Raw genomic sequence first — 22,253 nt, 5'->3', positions numbered from 1 at the left:
GCGTCGGCATCTGCGCTGACAAGCGCGGCAGACCCCTTCGGCACGGCGACGCCGATCGCGACCCCTAACCACGAAATCGCCCGGCCGGTCCCCTCGAGCGGCTTGACAGCACGCGCAGCGGACATTGGGCAGGGGTCGTATCCGAGCAGTCGCGTCCGTTGGCGCGGGGAGTTGCGACGACGCGGACGAGGTGTTGCCCGTTCTGAAACGGCTTTGTAGTCCTGGGGTTGGTGCAGCGCCGAAATATGCCGGGGGAGCCGAAGCTTGGGGCAGGCATCCGGGCCGGTTCCGGAGCCCGGCAGAAGGTTGGAGTCTGGTCCATGCCTTTGGCCGACTGGGCGGCCGCGGGCGCGGCGCAGGCGTGCTCGGAGGCCGGGGAGTCGGCGGTCGAGTTTCCGATCGCCCCCGACGACCGAGATGCCCCCGAGAACCGCCCAGGGCGTGGTGTCGAACGCCGCATTAAGACCGTTGTTGGCGAGCCCGTCGGACGTTTCCGGCACACGCTGGTCGAGGCGCGGAAGGCACCCGGACTCTGCTTGCCAAACCCGCGTGCCACGCCAACGCACCAGAAGGAGCAACGCTGTGCCTGAGAACCAGCCTGAGAACCAGCCCGACCAGACCCAGAGCGACGAGCCGTCACGGAACGCGGCGCCGACCGCCGACCAGGTCGCGCAGCCGGCCGCCGGTCCGGCGCCCGACGAGCGGGCTGCCGGACCGGCGAAACCCGAGCAGTCTGCGACCACGACGGAATCCAGCACGACGACCAGGTACGAGAACGTCGGCGGCGTGCACCGAATCACCCGCCGCACCGTGCGCCGCACGGAGACGGTCGAGGACCGGCACGAGACGGTCGAGGAACGCTTCCCCGCCGCCGGTGCGTACGCGCCCGCCCCGGTCCCGTACGCGCCGCCCGTTGCGTCGGATCACCCGACCCCGGTCGGCTAACCCCGGGGGGCACCGTGATGACCGGACGTGAACCCGGATCCGCGACAGATGCCGGCCAGCGTGGGCTCGAGCCGGACTGGGCTGGCTGGTATCCCGGTCGGTGGCGCACCGAGCTCGCAGAGTTGGACGCCACCGGCTGGAACTACCGGCTCGGTGTGGACGCCGGCCTGGTCAGGGTCGACATCGACTGGCCCATCCCGCCGGGACTGCCCGGGTCTGCGCCGGCCGAGCGCTCCGGCAGACCAGCCGATCCTGCCCAAGTCGACGAAGCCTCACCCGCCGGAGACGCCGGCTCCCAGGTATGCCGGATCCAGGTCGTCTTCCCCCATGAGTACCCCTTTTTTCCGCCCGAGGTTCGTGACCACGACGATCGCCTTGGGCTGCGCCGCCACCGGGGCCCGCTGGGAGTTCTGTGTCTGCTCGAGCCCGAGGACTGGAACTCGGACCTCACGGTGGCGGCCCTCCTCACCCGTCAGCTCCCGCAGATCCTGGCCGGCGGGCTCAGCCCGGACGCCCCTCCTGCCGGGGTCGAGGTCCAAGCTCCCGAACCGGTTGGTCTCCGACTGGGCCACGCGACCGCCGATATCGCGCTCATCATGGCCGACGCGAGGCCACCCACCGACGTCACAGAGGGTGCTCTTCTGGCACGTTTCTACGTCCAGATGAGCAGGCACATTGGCCCCGGGATCGTGGAGGCCATCTACGCACCCGGCTACGAACACCCCGGCCCGCGACCCGCGCACGAGCACGGCTACCCGCTCCTTGTTCCTGGCCGGTGGGCCCGCGACGCGGCCTTCGATCCAAATGCCTCGCCGGAGCAGACCTGGACCAGGCTCGAGTCGCGACTGCACCCGGTCGAACTCATCCATGAGGGACCCGCGGACGCCACCCACGATGACGGCACGGCCGGCGCGGATGGGGCCGGCGCGGATGGGGCCGGCGCGGATGGGGCCGGCGTGGATGGAGCAGGTGCCGACGCGGCCGATGCGGAGGGGGTCAGGAACGCGAGCGAGGACCTGGAGGTCTTGTGCCTCCTCGTGCCGAGCGAGCAGGGGTATCGGGAGCCTGGTGAGGGCTGGGTCGCGCTCCTGCGCGCCAACCTGGAACCGAGTCCGAAATACCACTACCTGCAAGTTCAGGCGATGGGCGCCGACCTCGACGGGGGGCGCACCCGATTCGTTCGCGATCTGCGGGGAGCGCACGTGGTCGTGGTCGGCATCGGCGCCCTGGGCGGCCACGTCGCCACCGACCTCGCCCGCGCCGGCATCGGCCGCCTCGACCTCGTCGACGGCGACGTCGTGGACATCCAGACCGCCTGTCGGCAGTTCGCGCCCACGGCCGCCGCCGGACGAACGAAGGTCGAGACCCTCGGCGGACACCTGCGCTCACAGCGGCCCGGCGTCGAGGTGCGGGCCTTCCACCGTCACCTCGGGCGAGTCAGCCGCCGCGACGCCCTGGACGCCACCGAGCGGGACCGTCTCGAGGAGGCGCTCCGTACCGCCGACCTGGTCATCGACGCCACCGCCGCCCCCGCCGTAACCCGCTACCTGGCTGCCCTCCGGCAAGCCGAAGGCAAGGCTCTCTTGCATGTCAGCGGGACCGCCGGCGGATGGGGCGGGTGCGTCTACCTCTATCGGCCCGGCGGCGGATGCTGGGCCTGCTTGCAGCATCATCGTGCCGACAACGCCGTGCCAATTCCGACGGCAGATCCGGACGGGATGGTCAACACCGGCTGCGCCGACTCGACGTTCACCGGCACGAACGCGGACCTCGCCACGATCGCCCACCACGGCTCCCGAGTCGCGCTCGACCTGCTCGACGGAGGTGACGGCCTCGCCGGCGGGAGTCCGAGCGTCCTGGATGTCGCCCATCTACGCGACCGCCACGGGCGCCCTCAACCGGTTCGCTGGGACACCCGTCCGCTTCCCGTCCACCCGGCCTGCCCGCTCCACGTCACAGTTGCCTTGGAGCCAACGAATCCGCCGAACGAAGCCACCACTTCTGTTCCGGGTGGTGCCGATTCTCATCGAGCGCGCGACGGATCGTGACCCGACTTCCGCCGCCCAGGTGATCCCGATGAGGAGCGAGTCCGAAGGGCCTTGCCCGGATGACGGTGGGGGTCTACCCCGAGTCCGGGTTGGCGGTGATGGCTCCGCGCAGGTCCGCGGTCGTCCTGCCGCGAGAGTCACAATTCGCGGAATGTGATCCCTCGGCGAGGTCGCACAACATGCCGAGCTTCTGCGCGGTCGCCTTGCCCCACACGTTGTTGCGCAGCACCCAGGTGTTGCCACTCTGGTAGACCGGCTCGTCGAGGAACCACAGCTTCTCCTCGTGCGACCCGAGCTCGTACGCGGCAGCCATCGCCGGCCACAGGTCGCGCGGGTCGACGGTGCCGCGGATGCACCGGAACGGGCCGGGGTTGAGCACCTCCTGGATCGTCTCGCAGCTCACCCCGGCCTCGACCAGAAGCTGGACCACCGCGAGCACGGCGTGCTTCTGCGTCAGTGGGCCGATCGGCTCGGTACCGGCGTGCACCTCGAAGCGCTTGCCCTTCGTCGTGGGCCCGCTGTCGACCGAACCGGCGTCAGCGGGGCGGGCGGAACTGGCTGCTGAGGATGCCGAGGCATCGGCCGACAGAGCGTAGGGCTTCAGGGCCGCGCGCAGCGCAGGGTTGGGGTGAGTCGTGGTGTAGAGGCCGTCGACCTTCCACGCTGCGGTGTCCAGGTACGTCGCGTGCTCGGCGCAGAGGTCGACCAACGCGTCGTGGTCGATCACGTGCCACACACCGTGGATGTGGAAGGCGATGTGGAGGCCCTTCTCGGCGTACTTGCTGGCGATAGTGAGCGAGGTCTTGAGTTGTACGCGGAGCGTGTGCTCCCAGTCCTTGTGGTAGGCGAGGAAGTCGGCGCCCTGCCAGTCGTCCGACAGCTTGATGCAGTTGAAGCCGTGGTCGGCGAGGAGCGCGGCAACCTTCTGGAAGTTGTAGATCTCCTTCTGCTTCGCGTTCAGGTCGGCGTAGCTGATCCGCGGCGGCAGGCCGGCGCCAATCCGCTCCTCGTGCTGGTCCGTCGTCATGGCTGGTTCCTCTCCCTGCAACGTCTGTGGTGTGTCGACCCGGCGTGATGGTCCGGTCACCTGTGGCGGCGCGCCCGCTCGTCGGTCACGCCCTGCATGATCCTGAGCTGGAGCCGGGACAGCGCCTCCAGGCGCACGGAGGTTGGCAGCGATTCGATCTGCCGCGCCGCACCGTCCACCGCCTGCTCGAGCGTCGGACGCTGACGTGGGGACGACGTGCTTGGCGGGATGTCGGGGTGGGCCTCAGCGGTGCCGAACAGCTCATCCAGGGACAGGCCGAGAGTCCTCGAGAGCGCCACCTGGTGTTTCGTCGACGGCAACCGGTAGCCGGTCTCGATCTGGGCAATGTAGGGGTACGACAGACCGGTGGCCTGGGCGAGCTCCTTGCGGGACATGCCGAGCTCCTCGCGTCGGGCCGCGATGGCCCGCCCCAGTTCCAGATCGCCGGTCTTGGGTGACGCTGCCATGGGGCAACCTCCTCGCTGTTATGCGTGGAGCATAGCAGAATCAACGCTTCCGGAATCTCTCGTGGTACGGTGGGCGAAGTTCTGGCAATGCGGAAAGCATAGATGGGGTGGAGTGATGGCACGGATGAACCTCACCTCGGCACAGTTGGACCGGGCGGTCGGCGTGGTGCTCGCCTCGGCGGCCGGCGACGCCTTGGGCGCGGGCTACGAGTTCGCCGAGATCCCGGCAGGGTTGGTGCCCGAGATGATCGGCGGCGGTCTCGGCGGGTTCGCACCGGGGGAGTGGACCGACGACACCGCCCAGGCGCTCGCCATCGCAGAGGTCGCCGCCGACGGCCTGGATCTGCGCACCCCCGACGCGCTCGATCGCATCGCCACCCGGTTCGCCGACTGGTACGCCGGAGGTCCGGCCGACGTGGGCGTGCAGACCTCGGAGGTGCTGCGCCGCGCCGGCCGGCGGCCGACCGGCGCCGCGATGGCCGAGGCCGCCCGTCGAGTGCACGAGTTCCGCGGTCGCAGCGCCGGCAACGGATCGCTGATGCGGACCGGGCCCGTGGCGCTCGCCCACCTCGGCGACCCCGGGGCACTGGTCGAGGCCGCCCGTGCGGTCGGCGCACTGACCCACCACGAGGAGGTGGCGCGCGACGCCTGCGCGGTGTGGTGCCTGATGATCCGCCACGCCGTCCTGACCGGTGACCTCCCGTCGTTCGAGGACATCGCCCCGTGGTGCCCCAACCCCGCCTACTGGCGCGGCGTGCTCACCGAGGCCGAGACTGCCGCACCAACAGCGTTCGCGACCAACGCGTGGGCCGTCGGGGCGCTTCAGGCGGCGTGGTCGGCCATCACCCACACCCCGGTACCGACTCACGGTGACGCCTGCGAGCACCTGGTGGATGCGCTGACCGCGGCGATCCGGATCGGGCACGACACCGACACCGTCGCCGCCATCGCCGGTGCGCTGCTCGGTGCCCGCTGGGGCGCCAGCGCGGTGCCAGCGCGGTGGCGACGGCTGCTGCACGGCTGGCCCGGCGCGACCGTTCGGGACCTGGAGAGGTGGGCGCACCTCGCCGCCACCGGCGGCCGCCCGGGAGCACACGGCTGGCCGCTGACCGAGCACATCGACTACACGGACTGGCAGGGACCGGCCCCTGCGCTCGCGCGGCACCCCCACGACCCCGGTGTCTGGCTCTCCTCAGCCACGGCGCTCGACAACCTCCCCGACGGCGTCGACGCGGTCGTCAGCCTCTGCCTCGTCGGCGACCGGCAGGTCCCGGCCCGGGTGGAGCAGGTCGGGTTCCGCCTGATCGACGTACCCGACCGGGACGCCAACCCACACCTCGACTTCGTCATCAGCGACGCGGCACGCACGGTCGCGGCCATGCGCGCAGAGGGCAGGACGGTGCTGGTCCACTGCGTGGCCGCCCAGTCCCGCACCCCGACCATCGGCATCGCCTACGCACTCCGCAACGGCGTCGATCTCGACCGCGCGACCGCCGAGGTCTGTGCGGCGCTGCCCTACGCCCGTCCCAACCGAGCATTCCGTGCCTCCCTGAAACGACTCGCCAAGAAGGAGGCGCGCGGTTGAATCTGCCCATGACCACGGCGACCAACCGGCAGAGCGGGCGCAACGACGCCCCCGTGACGTGGGAGAGCAAGGTCCGCGGCCTGATGCTCGGCCTCGCGCTCGGCGACGCCATCGGCTCCCGGCGCAGCGACGTCCCCGAGGCGGGGACGCTGACGGCCGGTGCCGCGACCCAACTCGCCGCCTGGACCGCCGAGGGGCTGCTGCGTACCGCGACCCGGTACGGCGGCTACGTCGTCGGCAACCCCCTCGACGTCGTTCGACACGCCTACCAGCGATGGCTCCTCACCCGCGGCGGAGTCGGCCGCGGGGACCACTGGAACCCGGTCATCGAGCTTGACGGCACCGCCACCCGCGGCTGGCTGCTCGACGTACCGGCAATGGCCGCGCCCCGTGGCAGCTCGCCGGCTACCGAGAAGGCACTGACCTCTGGCCGCCCGACCCGGTCGGCAGGGTGCCAGGCGCTGCTGCGTTCGCTCCCGATCGCGGCGTTCGTCCGGCAGGGCACGCCAGCGGGCATCGACGAGTTCGCAGCATCGGCGGCGAGCCTCACCCACGACGACGGTGCCCGCAACGCCCCCACCGGGTTCGCCGTCCGGTTGGCCGCGGCCTGCCTGGAGGCCGACGGCTTCGGGCGCGCCTTCGACTCCACCCTCGCCGCGGGCGTGCCGGAGACGATCCACGGGCACGTCGACCGACTCGTCGGCGACGGCATGTCCCAGCCGTGCGTACCCCAGCTCCTCGAGCGGATCGCGCCCGACAAGACCGCCGCCTCAGCACTCGCCGGGGGCGTCTACGTCGCCCTCTCCTTTCCCGACGTCGACACGCTCGAGGAGGCGCTCGAGTTCGCCGGTTGGGCGCCCGACGGCGACTCCGTGGCCGCGGTCGCGGGCGCGCTCCTCGGGGCCATCCACGGTGTTGAGGCGCTGCCGCCGGCTCTGCGTGCCCGCCTCGAGCTGGGCTGGGTGATGGATACCCTCGCGCGGGACCTCGTCGTGCAGACGACGAGGAACCAGGCCGGGGACGGTTGGAAGGGCGACGGCTTCGAGCACCCCGTCGATCCGTGGTGGGACACCAAGTATCCCGGGGTCTGACCGCCTTCCCAGGCCCTACCCGACTGCAGGCGCCCTTGGGGCGTCAACTCGCCTCACGGCAGGAACGCGACAAGGCATTCGAGAGGTGTTGGGCTGCCTGACACGTCAGCACCCGTCGATTGGACACGCCCCGTCGCCGGCCCACGCGTCATCGCGCAGGAGGTTCCAGGTCCCCTCGTCGACAAGACCGTTGGCGGGCGCATAGCCCCTGTAGCGCTGGTAGGCGCGGACCTCGCTCGCTGTGTTGGGGCCGTAGATCCCGTCCTCGACCAGGCAGCCCCAGCCAAGGGTGTTGAGCACGTCCTGCACCGTGCGCGTGGCGGCCGAGTGCGCGCGGGGCGCGTAGGGCGTGAGGACGAAGCCGGGCCAATCGCCGATGGTCCTGGTGCCCTGCGCGCACTCGTCCTGGACACCGAGGTCCGCCGCGGGCGTCAGGCCGCCGGACGGGGCTGGCGTTGGCGCCGCCGCCGCATCGGGCGATCCCACGGCGCGGAGGTCCAGTGCGATGAATCCGCCGGTCCCGACGTCGACACGCTGGAGTAGGAACCTTCCGGTCAGTTTCCCCTCAAGACCGACGCTCGACACCGACGCATCTCCCGAGGCGGACATCCCGGCGATCAGCACGGTTAGTCCGCACAGCGAGCAGTCGTCGTAGGGCTGGTGATCGCGTAGGTACTCCAGTCCGTAGATGCCGGACGCACGGTGATCTACGTCCACGCTGCCCCCGATGGGCGCTGACAGGAGGAGGTCGAGGACTACCTCGCGCTGGATGTTGTCGTGGGCGAAGTCCAGCATCCTCTGCATGTCGCGCTCGGTCTCGATGGTGGTCACGAGCCCCGGGGCGGTGTCGTCAACAGGAACGGCGGCCGTCACGACCGAGGTCGGCATCTCTGGCGTCGATTCTGCTCCGGCCCGTGTCGGGCTTGCCGTCTGTTGCGGTCCATCCGATGCCGATGCCGATGCCGATGCCGACGCCGGCGGCGAGACCGAGGTGCGGTGCGCCGGCGTCGGATCCCAGAGAAGGAGCGTGGCCGTAGGAACCGACACGCCGAGCGCTGCGACCAGAGCGGCCGCCACTACGAGGTTTCGGCGCCGACGCCGGCGATGGGCCGTCCGCAACGTGCCCGCGCCCCCACCCGGCATCACCGGATCCGCGACGCGGGTCAGGACCGAGGTGGCAGACGACCAGGTCGAGACGATCTGTGTCACCGCCTCCGCGGTGCCGGCGTCATCGTCGGCGCCGCTGAGACGGCGCCGGAGCGCGGACGTGCTCGGCCTGCGTCCGGGTGACTTGGCCAGGCATTCTGCGATGACCGTGGCGAGGGGATCCTCAAGGCCCACCAACTCAGGGTGAGCGTGGACGACGCGGAAGGTGACCGCCTCGCCGGGGCCGCGGCCGAACGGCCCCTGCCCCGTAGCGGCGTAGGCGACCAGCGCGCCCCAGGCGAAGACGTCCGCAGCGGTGCCTGCGCTTTGACCCAGCAGGACCTCAGGTGCGATCCACCCGGGGGAGCCCACCTGCTGACGTGTGGCGGTGATCGCGGTTCCGTCGGTGAGCCGGGCGATCCCGAAGTCGATCAGGACCGGGCCGTCGGGGGTCAGGATCACGTTGGCGGGCGTGAGGTCCCGGTGCAGCACGCCGCGGGCGTGCAGTTGATGGACCGCCTCGAGTGTCGTGAGAGCGAATGCCTCCAACGCGACCCCGGCCAGGGGACCGTGGTCTCGTACGGCCTCCTCGAGCGTTGGACCGGCGACGTACTGCACGGCGAGCCATGGTGGGCTGGCGTCCGGGGCCGCGTCGTACAACCGGGCGATGAAGGGGCCGGCGACGGCCGAGGCCACCGCGACCTCCCGGCGGAAACGGCTGCGGAACTCCTCCGAGTCAGCGAGGTACGGCGCGATGGTCTTGACCGCGGCCAGGCGCGAGCCGTCATGGCCGAGGTACACCACGCCCATGCCGCCGGCACCGAGCCGACCACGAAGCTCCCACGGCCCAAGCCGGCGGGGGTCGTGGGGGCCCAGCGGTTGAACGGTGCGCGTGTCGATCACGGGGCGAGCGTTCACCACGAGGTCTCGGTCAGCAGGTGGTGGCCCATGCTCCGCAGCCGGTTGCCAAGCATGCTGCGCGCCCGCTCCTCGCCGTGCACGAGCATCAGGCCGCTGGGCTGCAGACGCTGCACGATCTGGGACAGCTGTGTCGCGTTCGCGTGCGCGCCCAGGCCGAACTTGGTCACCGACGCCCGAACCTCGACCTTCTCGGGGTCTCCACCATCCCGGCCCGGTAGCTCGAAGTAGCCACCGCCGGCTTCGGCGAGGCGAAGCAGGCGACGTCCCGGCGACTCCGCGTCCTGGTAGCCGACCACTGCAAGCCCCGATCTCGGGTCGTCCAGGACGCGGCGGGCCCAGGACAGCACCGGTCCCTGGTGGAGCATCCCTGAGGTCGATATGACGACGCCTCCGCGGAAGGTCTTGACGGCCTCGGCGGTGCCGCCCCGTGCCACCGACCTGACCGCGCCCCCGAAGACCCGTCTGCCCTCGGGAAGATGCCGCTCGTAGACCTCCGAGACCTCGCGGGCCAAGCCGTCGATCAGGACCGGGACGCCAGGAAGCATCTCCTGGCACAGGAGAGCGACCTCCTGGGCGCGGCCGAGCGCGAAGGCTGGGACGAGCAGGACTCCACCGGCATCTGTCACCTCGCGGGCGGTCGAGACGAAGGCCGAGACCGCCTCAGCGCGCGGCTGCTGGGCGAGGTCTGCGCCGTAGGTCGACTCCAGCACCAGGAGGTCGGGGGCCTGGGCAAGGCTCGAGGGGGCGAAGCCGTCGACGGTCGCCTGCCGGGAGGTCGAGACGTCTCCTGAGACCACCACCCGCCGCTCTCCGGCGCGCACGACGACAGAGGCCGCCCCGACGATGTGCCCGGCTGGGAACAGCTCGATCTCGAGGTCGCCGAGTCGGAGTGTCGAGCCGAATCCGATCTCGGTGAGTGCGTCGACCGCACGGTCGACTTCGCGGTTGCCGTAGGCGGGCGAGGGACGGCGGGCGAGCACCTTCGCCGAGTCGCGCCACATGGTCGCGAGCAGGTCGACCGTCGCCGGGGTGGCGAAGACCCCGAGGCCGGGGTGGCGAGCAACGAGCGCCGGGACGAAGCCCGCGTGGTCGTTGTGAGCGTGGGTGATCACCACCCCGGTGAGCCGGCGGCGTCCGATCCGGTCCAGGTGCGGGGGGCCGTTCTCGGCGCCGGGGCCGGCGCCGCAGTCGACCAGGACCGCGTCGTCGCCGGCCGTGACGAGGACGCAGGAACCACCGATGTCCACCCCGCCGAGCATCTCCACCCGCAGGTCGAGGTCCCGGGTCGTCGCGGGCGCCGACGTGAGCGTCCGGAGCGCGGCCTGCAACGGTTCGAGTTGTGCCCCCAGCGGCTCGAGCAGACGCTGCGCCGTGGTGTCGCGCTCCTCCCGCTGCCTGCTCAGCCGGCCAATGGTCGTGTGCAGCGCCCCTGCCAGCCACGTCAGGTCCTCGTGGCGCTCCCGGAGACCGGACAGGTGCCGGGCGGCGTCCTCTGCCTGACGCTGCGCGTCGGCGAGCGCAGTGGTGGTTTCCGCCAGCTGCTGCCGCAGGTCGGCGGCCTCCCGGGTTGCGTACTCGGCCTTGCGGCGTGCAGCGTTGCGGTCCTCGCGCGCAGAGTCGCGTTCGCGGCGCATGCGATCGAGCTGGACCTGATCGACGGACGCTGACTTCGCGGCACGTCGCTCCCGCCGCCTGGCCTGCGCCGCATCGCGGACGGCACCGTCGACCTGCGCGCGGACCTCGTTGGCGGCGGACGTCGCGGCCGCAGGGTCAGCCGAGAGGAGGCGCTCTGCGCTGTCGGACAGGGACGCACCGTTGGCGAGGGTGCGTGCGGTCAGCTGCCTCAGCGACGCCGACTGGGCCAGCTGGGCCAGCACCTCCTTGACTCCCCGCACCTCGCCCAGGAGCCCGCCGTTACCGGTCAGGCGTTCCAGTGCCCCCGCCGCCGCCGCGAGCGCGGCGACGACGGAGGGATCGAGACCGGCGAGCGACGGGTGCTGCGGCGCGGTGTCGGGTGTGCTGGTGCTCATCCGGGCAGGACCCGCAGGGCCTTCGCGAGCAGCGGCTCGGCGGTGATGCCACTGGCTCCGGTGACCAGGGCGCCGGTCGCGGCGAGGACGTCCACCAGGCTCGCGACCGAGCTGTAGCCGAGAACCCTGGCGACGTCGTCGAAGGTGTGCTGGGCGTCGTAGTCGCCGAGGGCGATCACCTCCGCCACGTCCTCGGGTGCGGTCGGCCCGGCACTGGTCAGGACCGCGATCTGGTCGAAGACCGCGCGGAGGACCCGGGATGCCTCGGTGCTGCCGCCCAGGCCGGCGGCGCTCAGCAGCTCCCGCGCGCCGGCCTCGGTGGCGATCCGGCTGGCGATGCGAGCGGTCAGCCAGTCGACCGCCGCGGCGGCCGCTGGCGCCTGGTTGAGCTCCATCAGGAGCCGGGGCCAGCCAGAGGTGATCACATGCACCTGACGTCCCTCGGCGGGAGCGTGGGCTCGGGTTCCGGCTTCGTCACACCACATGACGGTGGCCGGCACGTCCAGCCGCCCGACCTCGATGCGGTTCGGGCGGCCGATCCACGACGGGCCGGAAGCCTGGTCCACCAGTACCACGACCGAAGTCCCGCCGGGTGCCGAGCGGTCGCCGATCACCCGGTCGGCGGCCTCCAACAGAGCGGTCACGGCGGCCGGGGTGCGGCCGCACGCGTCGACCACGAGGAGGCCCGGTACCTGCAGCGCCGTCGCAGCCTCCGAGAGGGCCTGCGGGGTCGGGCTCTCCACCGGCCAGACGGCGAGGCGGTTGCTGGTGCGATCGGTGTGGAGTCGCTTGAGGTAGTCGGTGACCCGGTCGATGCCGGTCGCCGGAGTTCCCGCAGCGATGATCACCCGGGGTTGCCCGTTGAGCATCGTCGAGGTCTGCCGGGCCGTCAGCGGGGCCGGTGCCTTGTTGCCAGTCAGTGCGCGGTGCGAGAACACGTCGGTCTGGGCAGGGAGCGTCAGGCGCTCCGACGCAGAAGCCAGCACGTCGGTGACCTGGTCCTCGGTGCCGAGAAGTGACAGCAGCGTGCGTGTCCGGAGCCGGTAGCGCTCGCCGTCCCTGGTGAGCACGCCGAGGTGGCAGCACTCCTCGGCCAGCGACTCGAAGTGGTCCGCGGAGAGCTCGCCGAACCCCTCGGGCCACTGCGATCGGCACGTCTCCTCGAGGTCGCCGACCAGCTGGCCTGTCGAGGCCGGATCGGCATACGCGTGCAGCGCGCAGGCATAGACGATCACCTTGTACCTCGGGTCCAGGTTGAGCGTGAGCAGGTACTTCTCGCGGAACTGAGCCTGGAGCTTGGTGTCGTCCATGATCGCCGTCAGGTCCTCGTCGGTGATCTCCCAAGTCGGTCCGTTGCCGACGGGGCGCGCCGCGAGGTAGGTGACCAGCGCCTGCCCGAACAGCTGCATCAGCGACGGGACGCTGTTCGTGAACGTCATCACCCGAGCTGCCTGGCTTCGCTCGTCGGCGAACCGGTAGCCGAGGGCGGCGAGCGGTCGGGTCACCAGGTCGAACGCCGGTTGCGGGGCCAACGGCCCGACGACGACCGGTCGGCCGAGGTGGGCCAGCGGTTGGTTCGGCAGCTTCTCGAACCGTGTCGTCGTGTGCAGTCCAGCGAAGACGAACTTCACCCGGCGGTCGGTCGACTCCATCAGCTGCTTGCACAAGGTGATGTGGTGGAACCTGCCGGCGTGGGCGTCGGCCTCCAAGAAGGCGTCGGCCTCGTCGCACATGATCAGCAGGCGGCGCCGGTCGTCGGCGTCGAGCCAGGACACGATCGCCGACGCGATCGCGTCGGGGGAGTCGTCGGCGTCGACCGGCGGCCGTTCGAGGACGTTGTCCTCCACGAGCGCCCGCCGCACCTCGACCCAGATTCGCTCCGGGTCACCGGTCGCGCCCACGGTGCGGATGTCGCAGACCACCGAGCGCCGGGCGTCGTGGTCGTCGAACGCCTCGTCGGCCGCCCACAGCAGCGCGGACTTGCCGAGCTGACGCCCGCCCGAGACGAACGAGGGGCCATCCAGGTCCATCACCTGGGCGCGCTCGACAGTCCGCCCATAGAACATCTCGCGGGGCGTGCGCGTGGCGCGGTCGGCGTACGGTGACTCGCCGGTGAACGGCAGCGTGAGGGTGGCCAGCGTGTGTCGCGGCCGCCCCGGGGCCAGCGCCACGAAGCAGAACGCGGCCTGGTCCACCACGATGACGGGCGGTCGGGCGTGGCGCCGGGAGTCCTGCGCGATTCGCTGACGCGCGACCGTGGACAGTGAACCGGGCAGGTACAGCACGACGACGGTTTCCTCGCTCGGCAGCCGAGAGAACAGGCCGACCAGCTGGGCAGGATCCACGACCTTGGGCACCACGGCCACATGCAGCACGTTCGGGGTCCGCGACGCTCGCGAGCCGAGGACGGGCGTCAATGCCTTGCCGTGACCGGTCACCCCGGACAGGCGCCAGTAGCTGCCGGGGCCGGTGTAGGCGCCCTTCTCCCGGGTGGCGATTCGGAAATCGAAGCCGATCTGGGCGAGGACCTGACGCAGCGCGGTATCGATCTGGACCCCGCTGGTCTTGCGGAGGCCGGACCAGGACTCCAACGCCGCGCTCAGCCCCGGACGGAGCTCGGCGATGCCGTCCGGGTCGGCTGCGGCACGCAGCGCAGCGACCGTCGCGTCGTCGTTCGCAGACGCCATCGAGTCGCGCAGCCTCGTCACGACGGTGTCGACCCCGTCGAGGCTGGGCACCGCCGGGTAGAAGGCCTCGAACACCTCCCGCGACGTGTCGGTCTCAGGGAGTCGCCCGGTGGTCAGGAGCTGGTCGACGTACTCCAGCGCCACCGCCACGTCGCCGGAATCCATCGACGCGAGCAGCAGGGACTGGTGCTGCGCGATCGTGGCATTGGTCTCCGCCAGGTGTGCGACCTGCGCCCGCGCCGCCTCGGTCGCCTGCGTCTGTGCCTTGTCGCACGCGTCCTGCACGGTGGCCAGCTCGGCTCGCAGGGCGGGGAAGTCGGCGCTCGGATCGGCATCGATCACGGCCAGCCGCGCGGCCAGCTCCTCCGCCTGGTCGGCGGAGAGGGTGGCTTGCCGGCGACGGTAGCGCAGCGACTGCTCGACCGCGGCGGACTCCTCGGCCAGGCGCCGCCGTGCCGCGGTGACGTCGTCGCGGCGGCGGGTGGCCAAGGTGTCGGCCGCCTCCGCGCCGGCCGAGTCGAGGTGGCGGACCAGGACACTCGTGAGGTGGTGCTGATCGCAGGAGGCGAGCCGGTCGTAGGTGGCGATCGGACCGAACGGGACGTCGCTGATGGCGGCGATGGCGGCGACCACTTCGTCGTGCGGCACCCCCGCGGTGAGCGCGAGCGGCTTCGCAGTCAACGGCAGGCCGCTGGCGAGGAGTTCGTGGCCGGTCAGCCACGAAGGGTCGGCCTCCGGGCCGCGCGGAGGATGGCCGTTGGCGAACTCGATGGCGTCCTCCATCATCCGCGCCGCAGCGCCGACGGCGGCCGACTCGACCGGGTCGGGGCAGGCTGCGGCGTGGCGGCGCAGCTCCTGTCGTGCCGGGTCCACGAGGGGGTAGAGGTCGCGGCGCAGCTTCTCCAGGGGCCGCGCGTGCTGCTGGTCGGCCCACACCGCTTCGCGCCGCTGGCTGGCGTCGCCTGCTCGGGCGGCCCAGCGGCGCGCCAGGTCGACCCTGTCGGCCCAGAGCCCGAGGAGCTGTTGGCGGGCGCCGCCGTTGATCTCGTTGCGCTTGTTGCGTCCGCGCATCCCGTGGAACGTGTCGTCGATGGCGCGATCAGCGTCCCGCTCGAGCGACCCCACCTGGCGCAGAACCTCCGGCACCGTTTCCGGGTCGTTCGCGGCGACCAGCGTGAGCAGGCGGCCCAGGCGCCCGTCGCGTGACATCCACGCCTTGTACACGCCGGTCGCGGGAACATACTTGATCTTGAAGGTGGCGGCTCCGTCGAGCAGCGCCCTGGCCTCGTCGGCGGCCGTCTCGGCGCCGGCTTCGGCCTCGCCGACGTCGGAGACCATGGGGAGCGCGATCGCGCCGGCTTGGGCGGCCTGGATGAAGGCCTCCGCGACCTGGCTGGTCGCTCGCAGGTCCGCCAGGGTCGGCTGCAGCTCGGTAAGCAGCAGGGGCGCGCCGACGGCCGGCGAGATCAGCGAGACGCGGAGCGCTGCGGCCCACGCCAGCCACTGCCCGGCACGGTCGTCGGCGAGCGCGGAGCGGGAGATGTCGTGGGTGGCAGCCGAGAAAGCCGTGGCGACTGGGCCGGCCGAGCCGACCATGCCGACAGCCCACGCGGCGAGGCGTCGAGCCGCGATCGAGGCAGCCGTGGTGTGCAGGTGGGAGGCGAGGCCGAACCGGTCTGCGTCGAGCAGACCCACCTCGACCTCTGCGGCCCGTGCCTCGGAGGCCGGGTGGGCAGGGCGTGCCGGGAGATCCGCCTCCGGCTCCTCAACGACCGCAAGCTCGGATGCGCCATCGCGGCCTTCTGATAGGCCGTCGGCCCGGTCCTCCTGCGAATCGGACGTCGATGCGGCGGTCTCCGACGCCTGGGAGGGGCTGCGCAGGAGCCGTGACCCAGTGCGGGCCAGGTCCGCGAGCACGGCGGCCTCGAGGTCTTCCACGCTGCCCTTGTCCGCGGCGGAGAACTGTCCGGACTCGGGGGAGACGCCCTCGGGCTGCTGGCCGTCGGCGGTAACGGAGTGGTTGGCGGCGTCGGACGAGCCGAGCGCATCCCCCGCGGGAGTCGGGGCCTCCGTGTCGAGCGCGGTACTCGTGGAGCGTGATGCGTCGGCAGCGTGGTCGCCCGACCCCGCGAGGGTCGGCACCTCGTCGGCTTCGGAGGGAGTTGGGGCGCTCGCCGTGGGCTCCTGCGGCTGCATGGCGTCGTCGCTGCGGCTGCCCGAGGTGCCCTCCGGCTGGGCGCTGTCGACCTCGGATGGTCCCGCCGGGTCAGCGGCGTCGTTGCCGTCCGCCGTGGCGGCCGGGTCATCTTCAGCGTTCGCCGCTGCGGCGGGGGCCTCGTCGGGGATGCTGAGGCGTGAGCGGCCGGCATGGGCCACGACGTGGCTCAGCTCCACCGGGAGGCCGGACTCGGCGCGGCTCTCCAGCTCAAGGAGATCCTCGACCGGCGTGTCCGCGTTGCTCGAGGCGAGCAGCGCGAGCGCGAGCAGTCCGTCGAAGGCCTCGTGCTCCTCGCCGATGGCGACGGCTTCCTCGACCAATCCGCGCAGCCGTGCGAGCTGGTCCACGAGGCCACCGGGCGGCCGGGTGTCGACGCCGAGCAGGCGGCCCAGCAGCTGGAGCTGCTCGGTGCGCACGTCGTCCTCGTGCTCGAGGCGGGCCAGGGCGTCGAGGATCGCGGCCCGCTCTGCGGGAACGGGGAGTCCTGTGGTCGACGAAAGCTCCTCGGCAAGGTCCGCGACGGCCTCGGCGAACTCGAGCAAACCTTCGAGGAGCCCGGTCGAGGGCATGCGCCCTTCGTCGATATCGCGGGTAACCGCGCGTGACATCTCAGATGCGCGCTCCCAGTCCGCCGCCGGGTCGAGTGGGGCCGTGCCGGTCGGCTCGAGGACAGAGGCATTGGGGGTGTCCGTGGCGTCCGCAGGGGCGTCCGCGGTCGACGGGGCCGCCGCGTCCGCTGGTGTGTCGTCGGCGCCTGCAACCTCGTCGGCCGGGTCGGGGTCGGGCGAGGAGCAGCTGTCCTCAGGAGGCGTCCATCCCCGCCAGGCTGGCGGCCTCGGCACCCGGGGGTGGTCCACAGCCAGCTTCTCGAGCGCTTCGGCGGCATCGGAGTCCACCCCAGCCAGCAGGATCAACGCCGGCATGACGGCACCCCCGGGCCTGTCCATCTCGGCCAAGGCTCCCAGGCGGACGAGAGCGTCCCCGAGCATGTCGACCACCGTCGGCAGTATCTCCGCGAAGGTGTCGTCAGATCCGAACCAGCCGAGTGCGGTCCCGTCGCCCTCGGTCCACCGCGCCCAAGCCTCGGGGTCGTCGTCGAGGGTGCTGATGATGCTGCCGGCGGACTGCCCCAAGAGGTGCCACCGGGAGTCCTCGCAGGTGCGCGCAAGATCCAGCGCACGCCCCGCCATGGCCTGCTTGAAGAACTTACCCGAGCTGAGCCCAAGCATCCTGGCCAGCGAGTCGCGCAACCCGTTGTTCGTCTTCGCGGCGCGGAACACATCCGCCGCGGTCACCCGATCGAGGACCTCACGTGCCCGGGCTTCGGGGTCGTAGACCGCGAACACCTCCTTCGCATCTGGCCATGCTGCGTCGAGATGATCTGCGGCGTCGGTCACGCGGTTCCTCCTTGCCCGTTGCTGAACCCCGCGAAGGTTAGTTCTGGGATCCGACAGATACGTCGATCCTTCGGAAATCGATGGTCACGAGCGAACGCTTCGCCTCGATTCCGGCGGCCGAGCACACCCGACGCGGTAGCCAGGGCGGGCCGGGCAAGCAAGATCATCATCCCGCCGCTCTCCCTGCCGACCTCGCACCCTGCCGACCTTGCACCGTGCCGTCCTGAGGACCGGGACGCGGAGCGGGGGCGACGCCGGGCGTAGCCTCGAGGGCCATGATCACAGCGATCCGGTACGACGCGGCCTTCCACGGAGCCGGAACGAAGGCGGCTGCCGGGCAGTGCTCCTGGCACGGAGAGACCTGCGCTGAACCGCCGGTGATCTCGTTCAGGGACGAGGCTGGCGCCCGCCAGTCCGGCTGCAGCAGAGCAGTGCGAGAACTGGTCGGCCGCGGCGAGCTTGTCGGGCCGCCGACGAGCTAACTGTCGACCTCGCTTGAGGCCATTGCGAGGCTCGGCGACGAGGCCACCGGTTCGTCGGTCCCTTGTCGCCCTCCGGGGCTGTCTCGGGTCGGGAAGATGCCGGGACGTGCCACATCCGTCGGGCCCCAATGCCACAATCCGAACGCTCGGCCGACGGTGCAGCCGCATCGTGCGGCCGCCGCGCAGCCATTGGTGGTGTGACAGATGCGACCGCCCGGTTTGGAGGATCGATGGCGCCTGGACCCGACAATGACGTGCCGCAGCCCACCGTTGAGTCGGCGCCGGGAGACGACGAGCAAGCCGGCGAGCACTCCGAGGAACAGCGCGCTCGAGCCAATGACCGCTTTCGAGACGCTGAGGCGGCGCTGCTCGCAGCCCACGACGATGCGATCGACAAATTGCTCGCCCCGTTTGCCGAGGCATTCCGGGCGATCCATGACGTCCGGTTGGGCGACGTTCCCACGGTGGACGCCGTCCCCGAACTCGGTGAGGTCGACGCTGACGTCCGCGTGGCCGCGCTCGATGTTGTCGACGCTCTCGTCAAGGCTGGCGGGGTGGCCACCAACGTGGCGTACGCGCTCGGCTCGCTCCGACACCTCCCGGCAGGCGTAAACCGTGCCCTGCAGTCCAGGGCCACCAAGCAGACGATCAAAGCCCTGCGCGGCGTACGTGGCCAACTCCTGGCGAACAAGGGACTGGTCGCGGGCAGCCTGTTGGCCGCAGGATCCGTCGCCCTACTGCTGTGGTCAACCCGCGACGATTCGACCGAGCAGCGCAAGCAGCAGGTGTCCGAACTGGCTGCCGCGCAAGATGAGCTGCTGAAGCAGCTCGCCACCGATCAGACGCAGTTCGCCGCTCGTCGGTACGAGGACGCCGCGCAGGTGCTGACGCGACTGACGGACTTGGGGATCGGGCGGCTTCCGGCGTTCCGTGCCTTGGTCCAGAGCAACAACAGCTACGAGACCTACGCAGCCGACGAGCGAGCGATCGTTGCCGAGCTTGTCGGTCTCGCGCAGATCGTCGCCGCGGTCATCGCGACCTCGCGCATGACCACCGAAGGTGAGTTCGAGCCGCATTCCCCGCAAACTCTCGATGCCGCCAAAGCAGCGGCTGCGGCGCGTTCCACCCCGCGCACCGGTGCAACGGTCACCGACATCGCGGCCTGGGAGATCGCGCGAGTAGCGACTGAGCGCGAACGCCAGCAACTGGGCTACCTACTGGAACAGCCAGACCTGATTCGACGCATGCAGGCACGGTTCTCAAACCGCACGATCGCTCAACAGCGTGGCCACTACTTCGAGTGGAAGCACGAACTGTCGTTCAACCTCAACGCCATGGCCGAAGGCTCAGACATCCGGCTACGGATGACCGAGTGGCTCGGACGACCCACTGACCCTGCCGATCTCGTGCTGCATGACGGTGCCGGCAACGTCATCGGCGAGGCTCAAGCCAAGGTCCTCAGCACCAACGTCCAGCGCATGTCGTCCAACGGACTGCCCAATGACAAGTACGGGCACATGCAACTCCTGGTCCCAGAGGATCATCGGGTCGAGACTGCGGACTTCCTGGAACGGCGCCTCGAGATGCCCCGCGGCCTGTTCCACGACCGATACGAGAGTGTCCAGGAACGCCTCACCGACAGGATCACGGCCGGCGACGTCGCCTCGGACCCAGTGAGCACCACCCGGCTCGCCGACATCACCGACGATCCACTCAGCTATGTGAACGGCCTCTTTGGCGACACTCAATTCCGTCAAGCAGTAGGTGCGGCCGTCTCCGCAGGTGGATCTGCTGCACTCGTGACAATCGCGACCGACACCGCGCGGCATGTGTTGGAACACGGGACCTTCGATGGTCTGTCGTGGACAGACGCCACCATTCGCACGGCTCGCGCAGGTGCCGCCTCGGCAGCTACCGCCGCCGCCGGGAGCATCATTCAATCCACGGCGCAGAAGGCCGTTGCCGATGGAGCAACGAACCCCTTCCGGAGAGTCCTCGCCGAGAGCGATCTCGGTGTCGCGATGGCGAAGGCGAGCCTGGACGTCGCAGTCGTGGCACACGGACTCGCAACGGGACGCCTCACGGCGGCCGAGGCGGCCCTCGCTGCGACGGAGACCGTGACTGAATCCGTGGCGGTCTGGGCATGTGCGGCGGTCGGGCGCAAAGTGATCCCGAACCAGGCCGTCGGCGCGCTGGTTGGCGGCATCGTTGGCCAGTACGCCGCGGCCATCATTGTGCGGGGAGTCCGACTTGCACTCGTCGGCCGGGACCCAGCGCAGGAATGGGACGCGGCGTACGACGCTCTGATCCAGGAGACTGCCGAACTGGAAGTCCGCTGTGCAGACGAGCGGGCGGAGCTCGGTCGACTGGCCGAGCAGTACCGGATCGGATTCACCGAGCACGTGCTGCCGGCCCTCGACCGGCTCACCCACGACGCCGACGGTGAAGACCCCGATGCCAGGCTGCGCGATCTTGCCGCGATCGCCACTCAATACGCCGGCGCCCCGATCTTCGGTAGCCAGGACGAGTTCGACGCCTTCATGGCGGACCCGAGCACCACGCTTGTTCTCGACATCGGCAAGGAGATCGCGCCTTGACGCAGGCTGTTCGGCACCTCCGCCCCCAGCTCTCGCGGCCCGGCGCCCCAGACCCCGCACCCCAGGTGCCTCACGCGACGGGTGCGGCCGTCAGGCCCTACTTCCCAACGCAATCCGCCACCAGCTGAAGCAGCCGGGGCTGCTGGGCACTCAGGCGGCACGTGGAGTTGTCAACTCATCGTGCGGAGCTCTCTCGCGACTGCTGTCTCGGTGGCGACTCCACCGCTGCGGGGTAGAGGGTGTGAATCACTGCCGAAGGGCAGATCCCGCCCAGATCAGCCTGACTTTGTTTCGCGGGTCGGTGGCTGGCGCAATTTCGGGGTCCTGCCGTCGCCGAGACTGGAGGGTTCGTCTGGTTAGTTCACCACGGTCTCCGCGGGCGACGGCCCGGGCGTCGGAGCATCGCGGGCGGTCGCCCGTGCGCGCTCTCGGTGACTCTCTCGAAGGAGACCCGTCACCTTGCACAACCCATTCGCGCGGGGCGTTGCCGCCGTTGCGGTTCTTGTCTCAGCATCTCTGGTCACGGCTGGACTCTCCTCGGCGAGTCCGGCGCAGGCGACTCCCAATGCCGTTGTCGACACGGGCGTTCGGACCTCGGCCGCCACCCCGGTCCCCGGACTCGCCTCGACCTCGGCGTCGGACGCAAGCGCGCCGCCCGCCGTCCGGCTGAGCGACCAGAACGCGGCACAAGTCGTCGTGCTCTCCGAGGATGAGCTGTCGGTGCCGAACGAGCCGCCGTTTAGCGATCTGCAGGTCGGTCAGGCGCTCGTAGCTCCACGCGATGCTGAGGACGTCGTGATCCGCCGAATCGACGCGATCCATCCCACAGACAACGCGATCACCCTGCATGGGCCGTCTCTCAGCATCTGGGAGGTCGCGCAGAACGTCGATGCGGACTTGTCCTGGGACAACTCTGACCTGGTCGTGCCGTCCAGCCCGCGCGCGAGCGCACGGGCGGCGCGGGCGGGTATCAACGTCTCCAAAGCGAACCAGTGGACGCTTACCGCGCAATGGGGCTCGGGCGCGAACTACATCCGCGGCGCTCTCACCCTCACCAACGACTTCTCGCTCGGGTTCAACGTGGACGGCGGCGTGCTGCCTCCCCGCGTCGACGCGACCGCGACGGTTGCCAACACAGTCACCGCGAAGGTCGCGCTCACCGCCGCTGCAGCAGGCTCGTGGTCGGGGGAGAAGACCTTCGACAACGCCCGGGTCAAGATGACCTGCGCCGTGCTCCCGTACGGCCTCGGACAGGTGTGCCCCACCCTTACCCCCTCGATCTACGGCGAGTTCAACGCCTCGGTCAAGGGCGGCGCACAGGCCACCTTCCGACAGACGACCGCAGCGGAACTGACCTACAGCAAGGGCAAGTACGCCTTCAACACCGACGAGACCACCAAACCCGCGCTGGTCAGCAGAACCTGGGGAATCAAGGGCAACATCGACGCGAAGGTGACCGCCTTGGTCAACGTCGACTTCCACTACCTCTCCTATGACGGCCCCAGTCTCGGCGTGGACGTCGGGCCCTATGTACGGGCCTACGCCTCGACCGGGACTGCTGCACGGACAGGTGACAGTTGGGGTTAGGCCGCCTGGACGGCGGTCGGGGCCA

General features: G+C 70.6%; 11 protein-coding genes. 6 read left to right on the top strand and 5 right to left on the bottom strand.

The window, feature by feature from the left end; all coding sequences use genetic code 11:
* Window positions 1-582: 582 nt before the first annotated feature.
* On the top strand, window positions 583-945 hold the full coding sequence (locus E8D34_RS10670; protein ID WP_136594625.1) for a hypothetical protein: 363 nt from the start codon (window positions 583-585) through the stop codon (window positions 943-945).
* Window positions 946-962: 17 nt separating this feature from the next.
* On the top strand, window positions 963-2,993 hold the full coding sequence (locus E8D34_RS10665) for a ThiF family adenylyltransferase (protein ID WP_136594624.1): 2,031 nt from the start codon (window positions 963-965) through the stop codon (window positions 2,991-2,993).
* 73 nt (window positions 2,994-3,066) lie between these two features.
* Here E8D34_RS10665 and E8D34_RS21060 read toward each other — a convergent pair whose 3' ends face one another.
* On the bottom strand, window positions 3,067-4,020 hold the full coding sequence (locus tag E8D34_RS21060; RefSeq protein WP_206056672.1) for a hypothetical protein: 954 nt from the start codon (window positions 4,018-4,020) through the stop codon (window positions 3,067-3,069).
* A gap of 56 nt (window positions 4,021-4,076) precedes the next feature.
* A complete protein-coding gene (locus E8D34_RS10655; protein WP_136594623.1) occupies window positions 4,077-4,487 on the bottom strand; it encodes a helix-turn-helix domain-containing protein in 411 nt (136 codons plus the stop codon).
* A gap of 115 nt (window positions 4,488-4,602) precedes the next feature.
* Here E8D34_RS10655 and E8D34_RS10650 point away from each other — a divergent pair, with 115 nt between their 5' ends.
* Together E8D34_RS10650 and E8D34_RS10645 are read left to right on the top strand one after the other, a co-directional pair.
* On the top strand, window positions 4,603-6,072 hold the full coding sequence (locus E8D34_RS10650; protein ID WP_206056671.1) for an ADP-ribosylglycohydrolase family protein: 1,470 nt from the start codon (window positions 4,603-4,605) through the stop codon (window positions 6,070-6,072).
* 8 nt (window positions 6,073-6,080) lie between these two features.
* Complete coding sequence (locus E8D34_RS10645) at window positions 6,081-7,163, top strand: ADP-ribosylglycohydrolase family protein (RefSeq protein ID WP_136594622.1); 1,083 nt, start codon at window positions 6,081-6,083, stop codon at window positions 7,161-7,163.
* A gap of 105 nt (window positions 7,164-7,268) precedes the next feature.
* Here E8D34_RS10645 and E8D34_RS10640 read toward each other — a convergent pair whose 3' ends face one another.
* From E8D34_RS10640 to E8D34_RS10630, 3 genes are read right to left on the bottom strand one after another with little or no spacing between them, the layout of a single operon-like run.
* Window positions 7,269-9,212, bottom strand: a complete 1,944-nt coding sequence (locus E8D34_RS10640) for a serine/threonine-protein kinase (RefSeq protein ID WP_136594621.1) — start codon at window positions 9,210-9,212, stop codon at window positions 7,269-7,271.
* Between the two features lie 11 nt (window positions 9,213-9,223).
* Window positions 9,224-11,260 (bottom strand): MBL fold metallo-hydrolase, encoded by a 2,037-nt coding sequence (locus tag E8D34_RS10635; RefSeq protein ID WP_136594620.1) that lies wholly within the window; start codon window positions 11,258-11,260, stop codon window positions 9,224-9,226.
* Window positions 11,257-17,562 (bottom strand): hypothetical protein, encoded by a 6,306-nt coding sequence (locus E8D34_RS10630; RefSeq protein WP_136594619.1) that lies wholly within the window; start codon window positions 17,560-17,562, stop codon window positions 11,257-11,259. The genes E8D34_RS10635 and E8D34_RS10630 overlap by 4 nt, the downstream gene beginning before the upstream one ends.
* A gap of 712 nt (window positions 17,563-18,274) precedes the next feature.
* Here E8D34_RS10630 and E8D34_RS10625 point away from each other — a divergent pair.
* Both E8D34_RS10625 and E8D34_RS10620 read left to right on the top strand, forming a co-directional pair.
* Window positions 18,275-20,641, top strand: coding sequence for a hypothetical protein (locus E8D34_RS10625; RefSeq protein WP_136594618.1), 2,367 nt, complete (start codon window positions 18,275-18,277; stop codon window positions 20,639-20,641).
* Window positions 20,642-21,100: 459 nt separating this feature from the next.
* Window positions 21,101-22,228, top strand: coding sequence for a hypothetical protein (locus tag E8D34_RS10620; RefSeq protein WP_136594617.1), 1,128 nt, complete (start codon window positions 21,101-21,103; stop codon window positions 22,226-22,228).
* The last annotated feature ends 25 nt before the right edge of the window (window positions 22,229-22,253 follow it).

It is taken from the genome of Nocardioides sp. GY 10113 (assembly GCF_004919105.1).
Taxonomy (GTDB): Bacteria; Actinomycetota; Actinomycetes; order Propionibacteriales; family Nocardioidaceae; genus Nocardioides.
This window is presented reverse-complemented; position numbering and strand designations above follow the sequence as displayed.